This is a genomic window from Pseudomonas fluorescens, from assembly GCF_001623525.1.
Taxonomy (GTDB): domain Bacteria; phylum Pseudomonadota; class Gammaproteobacteria; order Pseudomonadales; family Pseudomonadaceae; genus Aquipseudomonas; species Aquipseudomonas fluorescens_Q.
This window is the reverse complement of the sequence record NZ_CP015225.1, coordinates 2,880,707-2,899,209: the sequence shown is the minus strand read 5'-3', so window position 1 is coordinate 2,899,209 and position 18,503 is coordinate 2,880,707. Positions and strand designations below refer to the sequence as shown.

Below are 18,503 nucleotides of genomic sequence, written 5' to 3'. Positions count from 1 at the left end.
CGAGCGGGATGCTTTTGTGGCGAGGGAGCTTGCTCCCGCTGGGCTGCGCAGCAGCCCCCTCTCAAGCTCACTCAATTAACCTGATCCACCGCGTTGCCGGGTTCCTAGGGGCGCTTCGCGCCCCAGCGGGAGCAAGCTCCCTCGCCACAGATTCCCCGGCTGTCAGCCGCGACGACGCAGTGCGTCGATACGCTCTTCCAGCGGCGGGTGGCTCATGAACATGCGAGCCAGGCCCTGCTTGATGCCACCGTTGATGCCAAAGGCATTCAGGGTGTCGGGCATGTGCACCGGCAAGCCTTGCTCGGCGCGCAGGCGCTGCAGGGCGCCGATCATGGCGCTGGTGCCGGCCAGGCGTGCACCGGCGTCGTCGGCGCGGAACTCGCGTTTGCGCGAGAACCACATGACGATGGCGCTGGCGAGGATGCCCAGTACCAGCTCGGCGAAGATGGTTGCCACGTAGTAGGCGATACCCTGGCCTTCTTCGTTCTTGAAAATCACCTTGTCGACGAAATTGCCGATGATGCGGGCAAAGAACATCACGAAGGTGTTCACCACGCCCTGGATCAACGCCAGGGTCACCATGTCGCCGTTGGCGACGTGGCCGATCTCGTGGGCCAGCACGGCCTTGACTTCATCGGGGGAAAACCGCTCGAGCAAACCCTGGCTGACGGCGACCAGTGCGTCGTTCTTGTTCCAACCGGTGGCGAAGGCGTTGGCCTCGTAGGCTGGGAAAATCCCGACTTCCGGCATCTTGATACCGGCTTCGCGGGACAGTTGCTCGACAGTTTGCAGCAGCCATTGTTCGTGACGCGTGCGCGGCTGGCTGATGATCTGGGTGCTGGTGCTCATCTTCGCCATCCACTTGGAGATGAACAGCGAGAACAGGGAACCGGCGAAACCGAACACCGCACAGAAAATCAGCAGCTGATTGAGGTTGAGATCAACCCCGTTGGCCGCCATGAACCCGTTGAAGCCGAAGAGGCTCAGGGTGATGCTGGCAATCAGCACGACCGCCAGGTTAGTGGCCAAGAACAGCAGGATGCGCATCATGGTTGTGAAAATCTCCTCGTGCTAAAGATGTAGCGTTATGCGGGGTATATAAGGTGCCGCCGCAGGCTATTCAACTCGCCGACTATTTCAAACTGTGTCCTACACGCGTCCTAAATGTTTGAAAGACTTTTCTGAAAGTGACCAGGGAAAAGAAATGCGCTGCCTGCCCCCCGTGAACGTTGAGCCCAGATGCATGTTGACCGTCCAATCCCCAGTGTAGAAGGCCCGACGGAGTCGGCGGAACGGATATGTTGCTGAATCAAACAGCGTGCGAGGTGAGGACGCCTCGCACGCTGCCTGGCTTACTGACGGTAGGACTTGAGGAAGTTGCCGATCCGGCCAATGGCCTGGTCGAGGTCATCGACCCGTGGCAGGGTCACGACGCGGAAGTGATCCGGCCACGGCCAGTTGAACGCCGTGCCCTGGACCACCAGCAGCTTCTCGGACAGCAGCAGGTCGAGGACGAATTTTTCATCGTTGTGGATCGGGCAGACCTTCGGGTCGATCCGCGGGAAGGCATACAGCGCGCCCATCGGCTTGACACAACTGACGCCGGGAATGTCGTTGAGCAGTTCCCAGGTTCGATTGCGCTGTTCCAGCAGCCGGCCCTGGGGCAGGACCAGGTCGTTGATGCTCTGGTAGCCGCCCAGCGCCGTCTGGATCGCATGCTGGCTCGGCACGTTGGCACACAGGCGCATGTTGGCCAGCATGTCGATGCCTTCGATGTAGCTCTGGGCGTGATGCTTGGGACCGGAAATAACAACCCAGCCTGATCGGAAACCCGCTACCCGATAGGATTTGGACAGGCCGTTGAAGGTCAGGCACAGCAGGTCCGGTGCCAGGGATGCAGTGCAGATGTGCACGGCGTCGTCGTAGAGGATCTTGTCGTAGATCTCGTCGGAAAACACCACCAGGTTGTGTTGGCGGGCCAGTTCCAGCATGCCCAGCAGCACTTCCCTGGAATACACCGCGCCGGTCGGATTGTTCGGGTTGATGATCACCAGTGCCTTGGTATTGGGCGTGATCTTGGCCTTGATGTCCGCCAGGTCGGGAAACCAGTTGGCCTGTTCGTCGCACAGGTAATGCACCGGATTGCCACCGGACAGGCTCACGGCAGCGGTCCACAGCGGATAGTCCGGCGCCGGCACCAGCACTTCGTCGCCATTGTTGAGCAGGGCCTGCATGGACATCACGATCAGCTCGGACACGCCGTTACCCAGGTAGATGTCCTCGATGCCGACACCTTCGACCTGCTTCTGCTGGTAGTACTGCATCACGGCCTTGCGGGCGCTGAACAGGCCCTTGGAGTCGCTGTAGCCCTGGGCGGTCGGCAGGTTGCGGATGACGTCCTGGAGGATTTCATCGGGCGCTTCGAAACCAAAGGGGGCCGGGTTACCGATGTTCAGCTTGAGGATGCGATGGCCTTCCTCTTCCAGGCGTTTGGCGTGCTTGAGCACCGGGCCGCGAATGTCGTAGCAGACGTTGGCGAGCTTGTTCGATTTGCTGACCTGCATGGCGATGTGTTCCCGAAAATGAACGATCCAGGCGGCGTATGAACCACCGTACTGGGAATCCTGCGTCTGTGCCCAGGCCTGACGCGGTATAGGCGTCACAATCCGTTTGAATGCGCATGACGTGACTGCCAGACTGGCGTCTGACGAGGCGCAATCATACGTGCCGCCCGATCTGCGGAAAAGCGTCGGATCGGGCTTTTTCAATTGCCGAGGTAGGACGATGGAAAAGTTGGAAAAAACCCTTGAAGAATGGCGCTCCATGCTCGACCCGGAGCAGTACAACGTCTGTCGGCTGAAGGGCACCGAACGGCCATTCTCCGGTAAATACAACGCCACCAAGACCGACGGCGTGTACCACTGCATCTGCTGCAACGAGCCGTTGTTCGATTCGCAGACCAAATTCGATTCGGGCTGTGGCTGGCCAAGTTTCTACGCGCCGATCGAAGGCAGCGCGGTGGTGGAGGTGCGGGACGTCAGCCACGGCATGATTCGCACCGAGGTGGTCTGCGCCAAATGCGATGCCCACCTGGGCCACGTCTTCCCCGACGGCCCGCCGCCCACGGGTTTGCGGTACTGCATCAACTCGGTGTGCCTGGATCTCGTACCCCGTTAGGGATTGCTCACAATCCCCTGTGGCGAGGGAGCTTGCTCCCGCTGGGCGGCGCAGCCGCCCCAATAGGGGATGACGCGGTCTTGCAGGAAAATCGCACCAGCCGGGTTTACGACGGCTGCGCCGCCGAGCGGGAGCAAGCTCCCTCGCCACAAGAGCCTGTGGGCTCCACAGACCATGGGTTCGGATAATTAAATTGCACACAATTGAATCGCTCGCTATCTTCACCGCCTGTCCTATTCGTTTTGGAGCCTTGCCATGAGCGACAATCTGCTGAGCATCCCGTGCACCACCATCAAGGGGGAGCAAAAGACCCTCGCCGATTTCGCCGGCAAGGCTGTGCTGGTGGTCAACACGGCCAGCCAGTGCGGGTTCACTCCGCAATACAAGGGGCTTGAGGCGTTGTGGCAGACCTACAAGGACCAGGGCCTGGTGGTGTTGGGCTTTCCCTGCAATCAGTTTGGCAAGCAGGAGCCGGGCGACGAGGGGGCGATTACCGAGTTCTGCGAGTTGAACTTCGGTGTGAGTTTTCCGCTGTTCAAGAAAATCGAGGTCAACGGCGCCAACGCCCATCCCCTGTTCGTCCAGCTTAAACAGCGGGCGCCCGGGGTGCTGGGGTCCAAAGGCATCAAGTGGAATTTCACCAAGTTCCTGATCGGCAGGGACGGCCAAGTGGTCAAGCGTTTTGCCCCGACCACCAAGCCCCAGGACCTGACCAGTGAGATCGAAGCGCTGCTCAAATGAATGACCTGTCAGTCGATTCCCTGAAGCTCGACAGCCAGTTGTGCTTCAAGCTGTACGCTGCTTCGCGTGCAGTGATCCGTGGCTACAAGCCAATGCTCGATCAACTCGGCCTGACCTATCCGCAATACCTGGCGATGCTGGTGCTCTGGGAATGGCAGGACACGGCCCCGGCACAGCCGACGGTCAAGGCGCTGGGTGAGCGTTTGCTACTGGATTCCGGGACGCTGACGCCGCTGCTCAAGCGCCTGGAGCAGCTGGACCTGGTCCAGCGCCAGCGTTCGGCCCGGGACGAGCGGGAGGTGCACTTGAGCCTGACGATTGCCGGACGAGCCTTGCGTGAACAGGTCGGCCCGCTCAAGGCCCGCCTGTTGTGCGACAGCGGTATCGACCTGGACCGCCTCGCAACATTGCGAGACGGTCTCGATCACCTGTTGGGCCAGATCAAAGCGCTGACGTAGTCGGCACCCACTGGTCCAGCACTGCCGCCAGTTCTTCGCGGCGGAACGGCTTGGACAGGTAATCGTTCATGCCGGCCGCACGGCAGCGCTCACGTTCCTCGGGCATTGCGTTGGCCGTCAGGGCGACAATCGGCAGGTCCGACCAGCGCCCGCTTTGGCGGATCTGTCGACTGGCTTCGTAGCCATCCATTACCGGCATGTTGCAGTCCATCAACACCAGGTCGAACACCCGCTGTTCCAGTTGACTCAGGGCTTCGGCGCCGTGGGCTGCGACGGTGACTTCGCAGCCCAGTTTTACCAACATCCCCTTGGCCACCAGTTGGTTGACCGGGTTGTCCTCCACCAGCAGCACCCGTCCACGCCTGGACGGCGCCAGGGTTTCGATCTGTGCGTCATCGATGACGGTCGCCTCGCTTTGCATGGCGCGCCGCAGAATCTGGTACAGCGCAAGGCGCGCCAGCGGCCGAGCCTGTTGTATCAGCGGGGCGAGGGCGGCGGCTTCTTCGCTGGGCATGAAGCTGCCATAGGCGGTCACCAGCAGGATCGGTGCGTCAAAGGTTGGCCGCAGGTTGAACAGGCATTCCGGGCAGTCGGTGATCAGCATGTCAGGCTTGAGCCCCAGCAACCCGTCGTCGATGGAGCGCTGCACATAATCCAGGCCCCACCCCGGCAACAGCATGCCCAGCAACTCGGCCAGGCCGCTGCTGCTGGCGGTGATGGCGACGACGTTGCCGCGCAACGGTTCGACCGGCGTTGCCGGGAGATGGCAAGGCAGGGGCAGGTCGGCACAGAACTGACTGCCGAAGCCAGCTTCGGAACTGATGGTCAACCGGCCCTGCATGGCTTCACAGAGGTTGTAGGTCAGTGCCAGGCCCAGCCCGGTGCCACCGAACTGGCGGGTAATCCCGGCGCCGGCCTGGGTGAACGGTTGCAGGATTCTCGCCTGGGCTTCCTGGGGGATACCGATGCCCGTGTCGCAGACCTCGATGCGCACGCCGCCTTCGTAATGACTCAACTTCACGTCGACCCGGCCGAAGCGCGTGAATTTCAGGGCATTGGACAGCAGGTTGCTGACGATCTGACGCACCCGGGTCGGATCGCCGAGTACCTGCGCCGGGAACTGCGGTTTGATCAGGCAGGCCAGTTCGACACTCGGGGCCGCGTTCTGAGAAAGCAGGTTGGCGGTATCCTCCACCAGGGAGCCGAGGTCGAACGGGATGCGTTCGAGTTCCAGTTGACCGGCGTCGAATTTCGACAGGTCGAGGATATCGTTGAGCAGTTCGACCAATACCTTGCCCGAGTCATGGGCAATCGATAGCTGTTGCTGTTGTTCGGCCGTCAGGGGGCCGTCCAGGGACAGGGCGATCATTCCCAGCAGGCCGTTGAGCGGTGTGCGGATCTCGTGGCTCATGTTGGCGAGGAACGCAGAACGGGCCTCGGCCATGTCCAGGGCCGTGCGCCGGGCCACTTCCAGTTCCTCGTTGGACTGGCTGAGGCGGGCGTTGCTGGCCTTGAGTTCGGCGGTGCGTGCCGAGACGATGTTCTCCAGTTGCGCGAGGTATTCGGTAAGGCGATTTTCGGCCGTGCGCCGCTGCTGGATTTCGGTGGAGATATTTTCGAACTGCTGGTTGGCGACGGAAACCAGTACGCCGATTTCATCGGACTGGTGGCCGGCAGGGCATTCCAGGCGGTTCTGTTCGTTGCTGCTCGGGTCGCGGCTGCTCAGTTCGCGGATGACCCGCACCAGGGGCTTGGTCAGCATCACGTAGAACAGTGCCAGCAGCAGGCCAGTCAGGATCAGGCTGCGGGCGAAGCCGTTGAGCAAGGTGACCTCGGCACGGCGCAGGAAACGACTGCCGAACGCATAGGTGTCGACGTCCAGTCGCAGCATGCCCAGGGATTCGTTGGGCAAATGATCCAGGTAGAGCCGATCCTCGAACTGACGCTGGGCGCCGAACAGAAAGTCGCTGATGAACCGGTAGCTGCTTTGCAGCTCGGGCCGCTTGACGCTGGCGAGCACGGTATTGTTGTTGTCGATCAGCTCGGCCCCAATGATGGCCGGTGAGCGCAACAGGCCCATGGACAGCTCCTGGGCGAGCTCGGCGTCGATGTTGTAGGCGATACGCGAGGCCGGGTTGTGGCTGATTTCCAGCAGCGAGAGGATTTCACGGTTGATCGACGCGTCTTCGCTGGCATAATCGATGCCGATCTGCATCAGACTGAGCAAGGTGCCCAACACGAAGCCCACCAGGACGGTCAGGCGGGCCTGCTTGTAGGAAAGCCGTTGGGTGAATCTGATGTCCATTGAGTGATGAACCACTTACGTTTCCCTTCGCCGGTCAAGCATAGCTGATCATCTCTGAGTACCGGTGCAGCCGGTGTGTATTGTGTGAAGTAGACCCGCCATTGGATACGACGTTTCGTAGCTCGAGCGCCATCATTACTGTGAACCTGTCCGAGGAGAAGACGTGGACTCGCGATTGAATGCTTTTCTTGAGCGTGCCGATGCCGTGCTGGCCCGGATCGAGCCTTTGCTGCCGGCGCCCCGGCCCACCATCGATTGGACCCAGACCCTGGCCGCCCGCTGGCAGCGTGACGGCCGTAGCGGCTACCTGCTGCCGCTGCAGGTCAGCCTCGACATGCGCCTGTCGGACCTGATCGGCGTAGACCGCCAGGTCGAACAACTGGGCCGCAACACCCGGCAGTTCATCGATGGCATGCCTGCCAACCATGCCTTGCTCTGGGGCTCGCGTGGCACCGGCAAGTCGTCCCTGGTACGCGCCCTGTTGGCTGAACATGCCCCGCATGGCCTGCGCTTGATCGAGATCGAACGCGACCACCTGGCCGATCTGCCTCGGGTGGTGGAGCAGGTTGCGAAACTGCCCCAGCGCTTCGTGTTGTTCTGCGATGACTTGTCGTTCGAATCCGGTGAAGGCGATTACCGCGTGCTCAAGAGCGTGTTGGATGGTTCCCTGGAGCAGGCGCCGGACAACGTGTTGCTGTATGCCACTTCCAACCGTCGTCACCTGGTGCCGGAGAAGGAAAGCGACAACGAGAACTGGAAACGGGTCGACGGCGAACTTCATCCCAGCGAAGCGGTAGAGGACAAGATCGCCTTGTCCGACCGCTTTGGCCTGTGGCTGTCGTTTTATCCGTTTACCCAGGAGCATTTCCTTAACGTGGTGGAGCACTGGATCGGCGAATTGGCAGCCAAGGCCGGGCTGGCCTGGCAGCGCGACGAAGCGCTGGATGTACTGGCGGTGCGCTGGGCAACCGGTCGCGGCAATCGCAACGGACGTTGCGCCTATCAGTTTGCCCGTTATTGGGTAGGCCTGAAATTGTTGGAGCACAAGGCATGATCGATTTGAAGGGCACCGGAGTCGGCCTTGACGGCTACGCGTTGTTATCGGCACAGCTGGAATCCTTGCTGGCCGATGAGCGTGACTTCATCGCCAACGCCGCGCAGTTCTCGGCTTTCCTGTCCAGTCAGCTGGACGACCTGAACTGGGCCGGTTTTTACCTCAATCGCAACGAAGAGCTGGTCCTGGGACCGTTCCAGGGCCAGATCGCCTGCGTGCGGATCCCCTTTGGCCGTGGCGTGTGCGGTACGGCGGCCGCGACCCGGCAGACCCAGCGCGTCGAAGACGTCCATGCCTTCGCCGGGCACATCGCCTGCGACAGCGCGTCGAACAGCGAACTGGTGGTGCCGTTGGTCAAGGACGGGCGCCTGATCGGCGTGCTCGACCTGGACAGCCCGAAACTGGCGCGTTTTACCGAGCATGATCAAGCCGGCATCGAGCAGTTGGCCGCGATATTCCTGCGCCTGACGGATTGCTGATCATACCTTCAACCCTGCCTTGACCAGCAGGCCGTGGGGATCGATTTCATCGATCTGGTGCGGGTCGAGGAACTGGTTGGCGTAGCTCAGGTAGATCTTTTCATCGATGAACAACCCGAACAGCTCGGGATCGATATGGGCGTCACGGCACATGGTGGCCATGATGCCCAGGGCCTCGCTCAGTTTCTTCGCTTTCTTGTAGGGGCGGTCGGCTGCCGTCAGCGCTTCGAAAATGTCGGCAATGGCCATCATGCGCGCCGGCAGGCTCATCTCTTCGCGTTTGAGACGTTTGGGATAACCACTGCCGTCCATCTTCTCGTGATGACCGCCAGCGATCTCCGCCACGTTGTCCAAGTGACTGGGAAAGGGCAACTGGCTGAGCATCAGGATCGTCTGCACCATGTGATGGTTGATGACGTAGCGCTCCTCGCGGGTTAGCGTGCCTCGCGTGATGCTCAGGTTGTAGAGCTCGCCGCGGTTGTATTTCCAGGCCGGTACGTCGAGCTGGAAGCCCCACGGATTTTCCGCCGGGATCAGTTCGGCTTCGTGGTGTTCGAGCAGGTGCTCGGGCTTGTCTGCCAACAGTGGCTCAGTGACCGGTAGTGTCGGCTTGGGCGTGCGGGCCTGGCGCCGGTTTTCTTCCCAGGAAACCCCCAGGCGATCATCGAGGGTCCGGGTCCACGGGCGTTGCGCGATGTGTCGCAGGCGCTGCAGATCGGCTTCGGCCATGGCTTCGGAGCCCAGGTTGCAGCGGGCGACGAAAGCAAAGTCGTCATCCAGTGCCGTCAATGTCGCGTCGCGCTGTTGCGCCAGGGATGACGGCTCGCCGCCGCTTGCCACGGCCTGCCAATAATCGACCCAGGCGTCGCGCTTGAGCACCTCGAAGCGGGTGCGTATCTCGTGGATCCGGTCGTTCAGGGTTTCCAGCTTGGTGGCCTTGTCGACCACATATTCGGGGGTGGTGACCTTGCCGCAATCGTGCAGCCAGGCGGCGATGTGCAGGGCTTCCCATTCGTCCTCGGTGGGCCGATAGGTTTCGAATGCCGGTACCTGGCTGGCAGCGGCCGCCTGGGCGAGCATCAGGGTCAGGACCGGCACCCGCTGGCAATGGCCGCCCGTGTAGGGACTCTTGGCATCGATCGCGCCGGCCAGCAATTGGATGAAGGCGTCCAGCAACTGCTTTTGCCTGGCTTGCAGGCGCTGGCCCTCGATGCTCACGGCGGCGGCACCGGACACGGCCTGCAGGAAGGCGATGCGGTCGGGCTGCAGTTTTTCCAGGTCGGCTTCGGTGCCGCTGTCGGTGATCAGCAGTACCAGGACGCCGACGGTTTCCTGGTGCCGATTGCGAAGGCGAATACCGATCAGATGGACGCGCGGCGAGTCCAGCTCCCGCAGGACGCTCTGCAGATCGGCCGCCTGTTCGAAGCCCAGGGAGGCCACGAGGTTGTCCGAGGTGGCCAGTTGCTGGAGCCATTGCGGGCTGTCGCCAGCCTGGAGCTCATGACTGCGTAACTTGAAGGCCTCGAGGTCCCTGGGGGTTCCATTGATGACCAGCCCATACGGCTTGACCCGGTTGTCGTCGTTCTCGCGCAAGTAGATCAGGCCTGCCTGGGCCTGGCCGATTTTTACGGTTTCAAACAACACCCGTTCCAGCAACGGGGCGAAGCGGGTTTCGGCGCGCAGGCTGGCGGTGATTTCAAAGAAACTCGCCAGGGTCTCTTTCATGCGCGCCATCGACACGCTCAACTGATCGACTTCCAGCACCGGGGAGCGACGGGACACCGGGTAGTTGAAGTCAAAGCTGCGAATGGCATCGGCTTCCTGCACCAGTTCGCGCAAAGGCTTGACCAGGATCCTGGACGTCAGCCAACCCAGGGGCAGGCACAGCAGCAGCGTGGCGAGGGTGATGAGCGCGCCTTGCCAGCGCATGCGATAGGCATTGTCCAGCAGCTCATCTTCAGGGACCAGCAGCGCCAGTTCCAGGCCCTGGGGCCCGCCTTCCTGCATGTGGCTGCGAGAAACGATCCACTGGCGTCCGTCCGCTTCCAGGCGCGTGGCATCGGTGTGGTCGTCGAGCGCAGCGGCGATGGCCGGGCTGAGGTCTCGGGCCTTGATCAGGCGTGCCGACTGGGCATCGGCGAGCAGCCGGCTGTTGTCGGGATAACCCACTGCGTTGCCCTTGGGATCGAGCAGGACGACTTCGGTGCCGGTGGTCACCTTGTGTTTGGCCAGGGTCTGGGACAGGGCCGCCAGGGTCAGGTCGGCGCCGATGACAGCCTGCTCACCACTGCGCAGGGCGAGGGTGGTGCCGACGTTATGGGTGGAGAAAAAAACGTAGGGCTCGGTGGTGATCTGCTCGGTGCTGCCGGCGGCGCTGCGAAACCAGCCGCGGCTGCGGGGGTCGTAGGTTTCGTCGACAATGTCCCGGCGCCCGATGAGCGTCAGCGTCTCGTCGTAGAACAGCGACTGGGAGTGAACCGGGCCTTGCTCGGTTGCCCGCTCCACGGTCCAGACTTGGTAGACCGCCTCGGCCGGTGCCTGCAGGGCGACTTTCAGGGCCACGGTGCGCAATGGCCGGACCATCATGAAGTTGCCCTGATGATCGCCCAGGTACAACGATGCCAGGTTCGGGTTGTCCCGCAGTGCCTGGCTGAAGGGCACGAGCAGGGCCAGGCGTTGCGCCATCTGGGGAGTGCGCGTCGCCGGGTAGTCGGCCAACAGCCTCAACAGGTGGCGGATGGGTTCGTAGGTGTCGTACAGATCCAGGCGCACATCCTGTTCAATACGGTTGAACAGTTTCTCACTGCTGGACAGGATGATTTGCGTGGTTTGCCGGTAATTGAAAATCCCCAGCACCACCCCGGTCAGCAACAGAAGCAGGGTAAACATCACGCTGATGTGAACGTGCAGGGGGAACCGGCGTTTTTCCGGACGCGGTGCGCTGGGCATTGCAGTCACTCCAAGTGTCAGGGGGCGTTCTCGATGGTGTTCCCGCGTGCAGGGAAACCGATCGAGAACCCCCAGGTACGCACTGCTGAGCGAATAGCATAGTAAACGCTGGATTATTTTGCCTTGGCGATCTCCGTTTCGAGGGCCCGCTCCAGTTCGCTCATGGCTCGGTCGAGGGCGTCGATGCAATCGCTGATTCGCCTGGGCGCTTGCGCCTGGTGACAAGCGTGTTCCAGCGCCTCGCACCGCTGGATCAGTGAGGTCGCCTGGACGATGCGGGCGACGCCTTTTATCTTGTGCGCTATTTCGGCCAGTGCTGACCGGTTTGCGCTGTGGGCGATGTCGAGCAACTCCTGGCGGTCCGAGCGGCTGCTGCTGAGCAATTCGGCCAGCAGCCGTCGGTTGGACGACGGGTCGCCGCCGGTCAACGCCTGCAGGCTTTGTATGCTGAAAGCTGCCGGGCAACTGACGGGTTTGACTGCCTTGATCCATTGGCTCAAGGCGCTCAGGCTGATTGGCTTGAACAGGCAGTCGTCCATCCCAGCGTCCTGGCAGCGTTGTTTTTCCTCCGGTTGGGCATTGGCAGTGAACCCCAGTAGGGTGCAGGGCGGTCGTTGCTGCTCGGATTCATCGCGACGAATCGACCGGGCCAGTTCGTAGCCGCTCATGATGGGCATGTTGCAATCGGCGATGACCAGATCGAAGTGGTTCTCTTGCCAGACCTCAAGCCCGTGGGCACCATCATGGGCGACCTGGTAGTGATGGCCCAGGTATTCCAATTGCTGCGACATCAGCAGGCGGTTGGCGGGATGATCGTCCACGATCAGGACGTTCAGGGGGGCCTGGGCCGTTTCGATGACCGGTTCAGGTGGGGGGCGAACCGGCGCCGTCGCCAGGACGGTCAGCTGCAGGCAGACCTGGACCTGGGTGCCGGTGCCGGGTTGGCTGTTCATGTGCAGGCTGCCGCCCATCATCCGGCACAGGTTACGACTGATCACCAGCCCCAGCCCCGCACCGTTGCGGGCCATCCGGCTGGTGTTATCGACCTGGGCAAACGGCTCGAACAAACGTTGCAGGTCCGCCGGAGCAATACCGATGCCGCTGTCGTTGACCTCCAGGTGCATTTGCAGGACGTCGTCCCGGTCGGTTGGAGACAGCCGGACCTTGATCACTACCTGGCCCTGCTCGGTAAATTTGAGGGCATTGCTGATCAGGTTCGACAGCACCTGTTTGAACCGCAACGGGTCCATCAACACGTCAGGGCTGCCCTTGGCGGCGTCGAACTGCAGGGACAACGCCAGGTTTTTCTGCCGGGCCACGCCCTCGAATACCCGAATGACCGATTGCAGCAAGGCCCTGAGATTGACGCGTTCGGGGGCCAGGCTCAGATGACCGGATTCGATACGGGCGATGTCCAGAATATCGCCTATCAGTTCGAGCATGCCGGAGGCCGACTCGTACGCGACTTCGATGGTCGAACGGTCTACACGGCCCTTGTCGGCCTGTTTCAGGGCCAGCTCAAGCATGCCGATCACCGCGTTCATGGGGGTGCGGATTTCATGGCTCATGGTTGCCAGGAACGTGCTTTTGGCGCGGTTCGCGTCATCGGCCCGTTGCTTGGACGCGCGCAGCTCCTCGAACAGCTGGCGCCGCTCACTGATGTCGATCCAGCCGCCGATGATGCCTTGCACTTCGGCGGCGGAGTTTCGGTAGGGGAGGATCCAGTGATAGATCGTCAGTTGCCGGTCCCCGATGTGCAGGGGCCGGTCGACGATCAGGGCGGTGCCTTCGGCCATGACGCGTTGGTAGTCCGCCTGGTACTCCTGCGCTTCGAAGGCGTTGCTCATGGATCCTGGCATCAGGCTCTTGCCGATGACGTCTTCGCGTTTGACGTCGAACGTTTGCAGGTAGCTGTCGTTGCAGCTTTGCAGGATGCCGTTGCGATCCCTCACGTAGATGGGATGGGGGGTGCCGTTGAGCAGTGAATGCATGAATTCGAGTTGATCATTGAGGGCCAGTTCCGCCCGTTGGCGTTGCCTGATCTGGCGCTGCATGTAGGCGTTCCACGCCAGGGAAAACAGTAACAACAGGCCAACGCCCACGACGACCTGGAGGAACAGGCGGTTGTAGGTGCGCCAGGTGTGTTCCGAAGGCGAGACGTAACCGCGCCAGCGGTTGTTGATGACGCCCAGTTCGTCAGGGTCGATGCTGGTCAGGGCCTTGTCGAGGATGGCGTTCAACTCTGTGGCGTTTTTTGCCGTGGCCAGCGCGAACATGGCTTGTTGGGTGCCCACCGTGCTGCTGATTTGCAACCTGTCGCGCCACGCATAGGAGGAGATGAAGTAGTTGGCCATCACCTGCGAGTTCACGCTGCCGTCGACCTGGCCATGGGCGAGCATTTCCACGGCGCGCAAGGGGCCGTCCGTTTCGATGATTTGAAGGTTCGGGTACTGGCTGCGTAGCCATCCGATGACCGGATTGCCTTTGGCGATTGCCAGGCTGGCGTGGCCTAACTGATCGAGTGTCGTGGGCGTGTCGGACTGTTTGCGGGTCAGCAGGACGAACGAGCTATCGACGTAGGGGCGGCTGAACTTCAACTGGAGTTGTCGTTCACTGCTGGGCAAAAGTGCGGCGATCATGTCGGCTTGATCGTTGAGGACCGCAGCAATCATTTCGCTGTCGTTCTGGCGGCGCTGGATGTCCAGGCGCAGGCCGGTGCGCAGCCGGATCAGTTCCAGCAGGTCGGCACTGATGCCGCGAAAGTCTCCATCCGCATCGAAGAAGGTGAAGGGCGCGGAGGTTTCGTTCACCACCACCCGGACCACCGGATGCCCCGCCAGCCAGCGTTGCTCACGGTCGGTCAGTTGTATCCTGTGGTCCGTGAGATACAGGTCGCTGCCTGCACTCCAGCGCTTGGAGATGGCGGCTTGCTCGGCAATGGAAACCTGGCTCAGCGTAGCGTTGATGACTTCCAGCAAGCGGGTGTCGCTACGCCGTACGGCGAAACCGAACCCATGGGATTCGTGTTTGCCGAAGCTGGCCATGCGGATATTGCTCAAGTAGCCCTTGTTGATCATGTAGTGGGTGGAAAGGGTATCGCCGAGAAATACATCGGCCTGACCGAAGGCGACGGCATTGATGGCGTTCTGGTAGGACGGGTAGGTGGTAATGAGTGCCTTGGGGTAGAGTTTTTCAATTTCCCGTAGCGGCAGGTAGTGATAAACCATGCTCAGCCGCAACCCCTCGAGATCGTCAGTCAGGGATCGGCTTTCATTCGTTCGGGTGACGAGAACGGGTTGGTCCACTGCGTACGGCGTCGACAGCACAATGTCGGGGTTGCGCGCCTCGAAACCGTTGGCGGTGCCAAGCATGTCGATTTGCCCGTCCTTGAGTGCGGCCATGGCCGCCTCGCGGGAACCGAAGCGCAGGACTGTTATGGGCAGGTCGATGGCCTTGGCGATGATGTCGGCGTAATCAGCCGTCAGGCCTTCGTAGTCGCGTCCGCTGGTGGAAAGATCGAAGGGCGGGTAATCCGGGGCGGAAGTTCCCAGGACCAGCGCTTGCCGATCCTGTAGCCAGGCGCGGTGAACATCATCCAGCTTGACCTCGGTATGGGCCATGGACGAGCGGCCCAGCAGGGTATATTGCTCGGGCGCATTCGCTGCCGCCGTGAGCATTCCTGTATAAAACGCTGCGCTGATCAGCAGGAGACATTCGGTTATGCGTCTGAGCATCCTGTTTTTCTCACACCAGCGCGTTGCGCTTCGCCATTTCAATCAGATCGACCAACGACTTGACCTTGAGCTTCTGCATCAGCCGTTTCTTATAAGTACTGACGGTCTTATTGCTTAGAAACATTCCTTTGGCTATTTCCTTGTTGGTACGCCCCTGGGCAAATAGTTGCAGCACCATCAGTTCCCGATCATTGACACTTTTGAAAAGGTCCAGCTCGATACTGCGTGGGTCATCCGGGCGTACCGGATTCAGCGCCTGGCTGGGAAAGTAGTTATAGCCGGACAATACTGCTTTGATTGCGCTGACAAGTTCGCTGAGGTCTTCCTGTTTACAAACGTAACCAGAGGCACCGGACTGCATGCATCGAATGCCGAAGAGCGTCGGCGACTGGGCCGTGAGCACCAGCGTCTTGAGCGGAGTGGTCATGGCGTTGAAGCGCGAGAGGATTTCCAGCCCGTCGAGTTTGGGAATGCTGATGTCCAGGATAACCAAGTCTGGCATGCATTCGCGCACCATTTGCATCGCATCGACGCCGTTGTCAGTTTCTCCCACGACCTTATAGCCCTCATGCTCCAGAAGCATGCGAACAGCGAGGCGGATGACCGGATGGTCGTCGACAATGAAAACGGAGTTCATGAATAAATTACCCTGCGAACTTGAATAAAGCGCGCACCTTAGCCCACTTACAACCAGGGCCGTACGAAGAGACGGGCATGCAACTTCAATTTCAGAAGTTTCCTACAAAAAAAGAGGCAAGATATTACGATGTAATCGGTTTTTTAGTAGGTGGATGGCAAAAAGAGATGGGAGGAGTTGGCAGTGTGTGAAGGGATATTTCTTTGATTGTGTTGGTTGTGCAAACAAAGGAAGCGATTTTTAATCGAGGTGTGTGTAAGCCATACATTATTTATCTACTTCAAACTCCCTGTGGCACAGCGCTACAGAATTCACATTCACCGCCAATCCCCTGTGGGAGCGAGCAAGCTCGCTCCCACATTTTTTCGAGGTGCTGCAAAGGGTGCCTTTTATTGGCGTGTGCGGCCGGTCATTTCCTGGGCCATTTCGCTGGCGTAGCTGTCGGTCATGCCGGCAATGAAGTCGATCATTCGCAGGAACGCGCCATGCAAAGGGCCGTTGGGATCCGGCGCGTTGTTCCCCAGCAGGTCGAGAATGCGGCGATTCTTGAACGAAGGCGTGCGGCCCCCATGTTGTTCAAGGGCTGCTCCGCAAAATCCGTTGAGCAGGATTTCCAGCGTGGTGTAGGCGCCGATTTCATGCAGGGTCTTGCGCTTGTCCTGGAAAATTTTCCGGCGCGCCATGTCCTTGGCATTCAACACGCAGCGTTTTGCAGGGCCGTGCATATGCTCCACGAGATCTCCTGGCAGCGTGCCGGCAAGCAAGGCTTCCTGCTGTTCGACAAAAGCCCGGGCGGCGGCGTTGGTCAGGTGTTCGATGGCCTTGCCCCGCAGGATCGCCAGTTTGCGTCGCCGCGAGTCCAGCGGCCCCAGCTGCCGGTAAGTGTCCGGAAGATCATCGCCCACCAGGTCCAGGAGCAGCGATTCCACCTGGGGGTATTCCAGGAGATCCATCTCCACGCCGTCTTCCAGGTCGATCAGCGCGTAGCAGATGTCATCGGCGGCTTCCATCAGGTACACCAAGGGATGCCGTGCCCAGCGTTGATCCTCGATCTGTGGCAAACCGAGTTTGTGGGCAATCTGCTCCAACAGTGGCAGTTCGCTCTGGTAGCAACCGAACTTGTGCTTCTTGTAGCCCAGCGAGTCCGCGTGGCGGGCAGTCCAGGGGTATTTCAAATAGGTGCCGAGGGTGGCATAGGTCAGCCGCGTTCCGCCGTCGAACTGATGGTATTCAAGTTGGGTGAGGACGCGGAATCCCTGGGCGTTACCTTCGAAGTTGAGGAAGTCGTTGCGCTCGGCTTCGCTCATTGCATCGAGCCAGCCACGGCCGGCAGCCTGCTGGAACCAATAGCGGATAGCATCCTCGCCGGAGTGACCGAACGGCGGGTTGCCAATGTCGTGGGCCAGGCAGGCCGATTGCACCACCATGCCCAGGTCGCTTGGCTCGCACCAGTCAGGCAGGGCATTGCGGATGGTTTCCCCCACGCGCATGCCCAGGGACCGCCCGACGCAGCTGACTTCCAGAGAATGGGTCAGGCGCGTATGGATGTGGTCGTTGCTGGAGACCGGATGCACTTGCGTCTTGCGTCCGAGGCGGCGGAAGGCGCCGGAAAAGATGATGCGGTCGTGGTCCTTGTGGAAAGGACTGCGGCCCAGTTCTTGCGGACTGTGCAGCGGTTTTCCGAGGCGTTCGCGAGTCAGCAGGGTGTGCCAATCCAAGGCTGGGTGCTCCGTTTGATGGTGTCGTTGTCCTAGCTTCCCGGTTCGTGGGCTGCCCTGCAAGGCTTATAGGCCTGCACAGACTGGATACACAACCCTGTGTGGCGAGGGAGCTTGCTCCCGCTGGACTGCGAAGCAGGCCCATTTTTGTGAGTGCTTCGCACTCAAGCGGGAGCAAGCTCCCTCGCCACTGGGGCCTCAGGGTTTGCGCATATCTTTGGCCAGCTTGATCAACGGCAGCAATGTCGTTGCCAGGCGGATCAGGCCAGTCAAGCCACTGCCACCACCATTGCGGGTTCGTTTGCCGGTGATGAAACCGAGCAGGGACACCGCCGCCACCCCCCACAGTGGCGCGTGCTTGATGCCGAAGCCTTCGTGCCAGCTTTGCGTCAAGCCGCGTGCCCGGTGCAAGGGCTGCAGCAACTGGCGTGTTTCCTGACGGATTTCCTGGCGGTGCATTTCCATGCGCAGACGCACCAGCGCCTTGCGCATTTCCTGTCGTGTCCGGGCTTGAGGAACATCAGGCAGGCTCATGGCAACAGGCGCTCCCGGTCATTGGCCAGTTCTTCGAGGGTGGCGTGGAAAGGAGAGGACTCGTCGTAGATCGCCGCCTTGAGCCGAAGCCCGCAGAACAGCGCCGCCAGCAGATAAAACAGGCACAGGCCGATAATGCCGGCCAGACGATAGGTGTCCCATACCAGGATCAGTACCAGCGCCGAAAGCCCGACCAACAGCAGCAGGCCGAACACCAGCGCAAGGCCGGCGAACAGCAGGAGACTGACAGTGCGTGCCTTCTGTTCCTGCAGCTCCATGCCGAACAATTCGACGTGGCTATGCAGCAAGCCAAGGAACGCCGCGCCCAGGCGGCGTGCTGTAGTTTTTGTGCCCGCTTCGGACGAGCCGGATTCGTCGATACCCATCATCAGCGCCGTGTCGCCAGCAGACCAATCAGAAAGCCAACGCCTGCCGCAATGCCTACGGATTGCCAAGGGTTGGCCTGTACATATTCCTCGGTGGCGGCCACCGCAGCCTGGCCGCGTTCGCGCATGGAATCTTCCGTCAGCTTGAGCGTTTCGCGGGCGCGCAGGAGGGTTTCGTGAATCTGGCTGCGCAGTGCATCGGCTTGATCGCCGGCCAGCGTCGCGGTGTGATCGAGCAAGCGTTCCGTGTCGCTGACCAGCGTCTGGAAATCTTCCATCAGGGTTTCTTGAGCAGTCTTTGCCTGGGGTCTGGTCATCGGTGAATCTCCGT

The 18,503-nt window shown here is 60.8% G+C and carries 15 protein-coding genes; 5 read left to right on the top strand and 10 right to left on the bottom strand.

Translation table 11 applies throughout. The features are described from left to right. Positions 1–162: 162 nt before the first annotated feature. Positions 163–1,050, bottom strand: a complete 888-nt coding sequence (gene htpX / locus TK06_RS12340; protein ID WP_003199411.1) for a protease HtpX — start codon at positions 1,048–1,050, stop codon at positions 163–165. Positions 1,051–1,352: 302 nt separating this feature from the next. After that, positions 1,353–2,564, bottom strand: a complete 1,212-nt coding sequence (locus TK06_RS12335) for a pyridoxal phosphate-dependent aminotransferase (RefSeq protein WP_003199412.1) — start codon at positions 2,562–2,564, stop codon at positions 1,353–1,355. A gap of 220 nt (positions 2,565–2,784) precedes the next feature. Between TK06_RS12335 and msrB the strand changes: the two genes are divergently transcribed. The 3 genes from msrB (at position 2,785) to TK06_RS12320 (ending at position 4,376) form a co-directional block, all read left to right on the top strand. Then, the gene (gene msrB, locus TK06_RS12330; protein ID WP_063322309.1) at positions 2,785–3,177 is read left to right on the top strand and encodes a peptide-methionine (R)-S-oxide reductase MsrB; all 393 of its coding nucleotides are present in this window, start codon (positions 2,785–2,787) and stop codon (positions 3,175–3,177) included. A 255-nt stretch (positions 3,178–3,432) separates the two neighbouring features. After that, the gene (locus tag TK06_RS12325; protein WP_063322308.1) at positions 3,433–3,918 is read left to right on the top strand and encodes a glutathione peroxidase; all 486 of its coding nucleotides are present in this window, start codon (positions 3,433–3,435) and stop codon (positions 3,916–3,918) included. Next, complete coding sequence (locus TK06_RS12320; RefSeq protein WP_063322307.1) at positions 3,915–4,376, top strand: MarR family winged helix-turn-helix transcriptional regulator; 462 nt, start codon at positions 3,915–3,917, stop codon at positions 4,374–4,376. The genes TK06_RS12325 and TK06_RS12320 overlap by 4 nt, the downstream gene beginning before the upstream one ends. Here TK06_RS12320 and TK06_RS12315 read toward each other — a convergent pair. Next, positions 4,360–6,681: a hybrid sensor histidine kinase/response regulator gene (locus TK06_RS12315; RefSeq protein WP_063322306.1), complete on the bottom strand. Its 2,322-nt coding sequence runs from the start codon at positions 6,679–6,681 to the stop codon at positions 4,360–4,362. The genes TK06_RS12320 and TK06_RS12315 overlap by 17 nt on opposite strands. A gap of 163 nt (positions 6,682–6,844) precedes the next feature. Between TK06_RS12315 and TK06_RS12310 the strand changes: the two genes are divergently transcribed. Together TK06_RS12310 and TK06_RS12305 are read left to right on the top strand one after the other, a co-directional pair. Then, entirely contained in the window at positions 6,845–7,735 is an 891-nt protein-coding gene (locus tag TK06_RS12310) for an ATP-binding protein (protein WP_003199422.1), read from the top strand. Beyond that, positions 7,732–8,214 (top strand): GAF domain-containing protein, encoded by a 483-nt coding sequence (locus TK06_RS12305; RefSeq protein WP_014337288.1) that lies wholly within the window; start codon positions 7,732–7,734, stop codon positions 8,212–8,214. The genes TK06_RS12310 and TK06_RS12305 overlap by 4 nt, the downstream gene beginning before the upstream one ends. On the opposite strand, the gene TK06_RS12300 is transcribed toward TK06_RS12305, so the two are convergent. The 7 genes from TK06_RS12300 to TK06_RS12270 all read right to left on the bottom strand — a co-directional run bounded on the left by TK06_RS12300 (position 8,215) and on the right by TK06_RS12270 (position 18,489). Then, on the bottom strand, positions 8,215–11,163 hold the full coding sequence (locus TK06_RS12300) for an HD domain-containing phosphohydrolase (RefSeq protein ID WP_063322305.1): 2,949 nt from the start codon (positions 11,161–11,163) through the stop codon (positions 8,215–8,217). It abuts the gene before it with no gap. Between the two features lie 113 nt (positions 11,164–11,276). Beyond that, positions 11,277–14,897, bottom strand: coding sequence for a transporter substrate-binding domain-containing protein (locus TK06_RS12295; protein ID WP_063322304.1), 3,621 nt, complete (start codon positions 14,895–14,897; stop codon positions 11,277–11,279). 10 nt (positions 14,898–14,907) lie between these two features. After that, entirely contained in the window at positions 14,908–15,534 is a 627-nt protein-coding gene (locus TK06_RS12290) for a response regulator transcription factor (RefSeq protein WP_003199430.1), read from the bottom strand. A 389-nt stretch (positions 15,535–15,923) separates the two neighbouring features. Further along, positions 15,924–17,252 (bottom strand): deoxyguanosinetriphosphate triphosphohydrolase, encoded by a 1,329-nt coding sequence (locus tag TK06_RS12285; protein WP_053183171.1) that lies wholly within the window; start codon positions 17,250–17,252, stop codon positions 15,924–15,926. A gap of 198 nt (positions 17,253–17,450) precedes the next feature. After that, positions 17,451–17,786, bottom strand: coding sequence for a hypothetical protein (locus TK06_RS12280; RefSeq protein ID WP_063322303.1), 336 nt, complete (start codon positions 17,784–17,786; stop codon positions 17,451–17,453). Continuing rightward, complete coding sequence (locus TK06_RS12275; RefSeq protein WP_063322302.1) at positions 17,783–18,172, bottom strand: phage holin family protein; 390 nt, start codon at positions 18,170–18,172, stop codon at positions 17,783–17,785. Before TK06_RS12275 ends, TK06_RS12280 begins: the two co-directional genes overlap by 4 nt. Positions 18,173–18,174: 2 nt before the next feature. Further along, positions 18,175–18,489, bottom strand: a complete 315-nt coding sequence (locus tag TK06_RS12270; protein ID WP_063322301.1) for a DUF883 family protein — start codon at positions 18,487–18,489, stop codon at positions 18,175–18,177. Positions 18,490–18,503 lie beyond the last annotated feature (14 nt).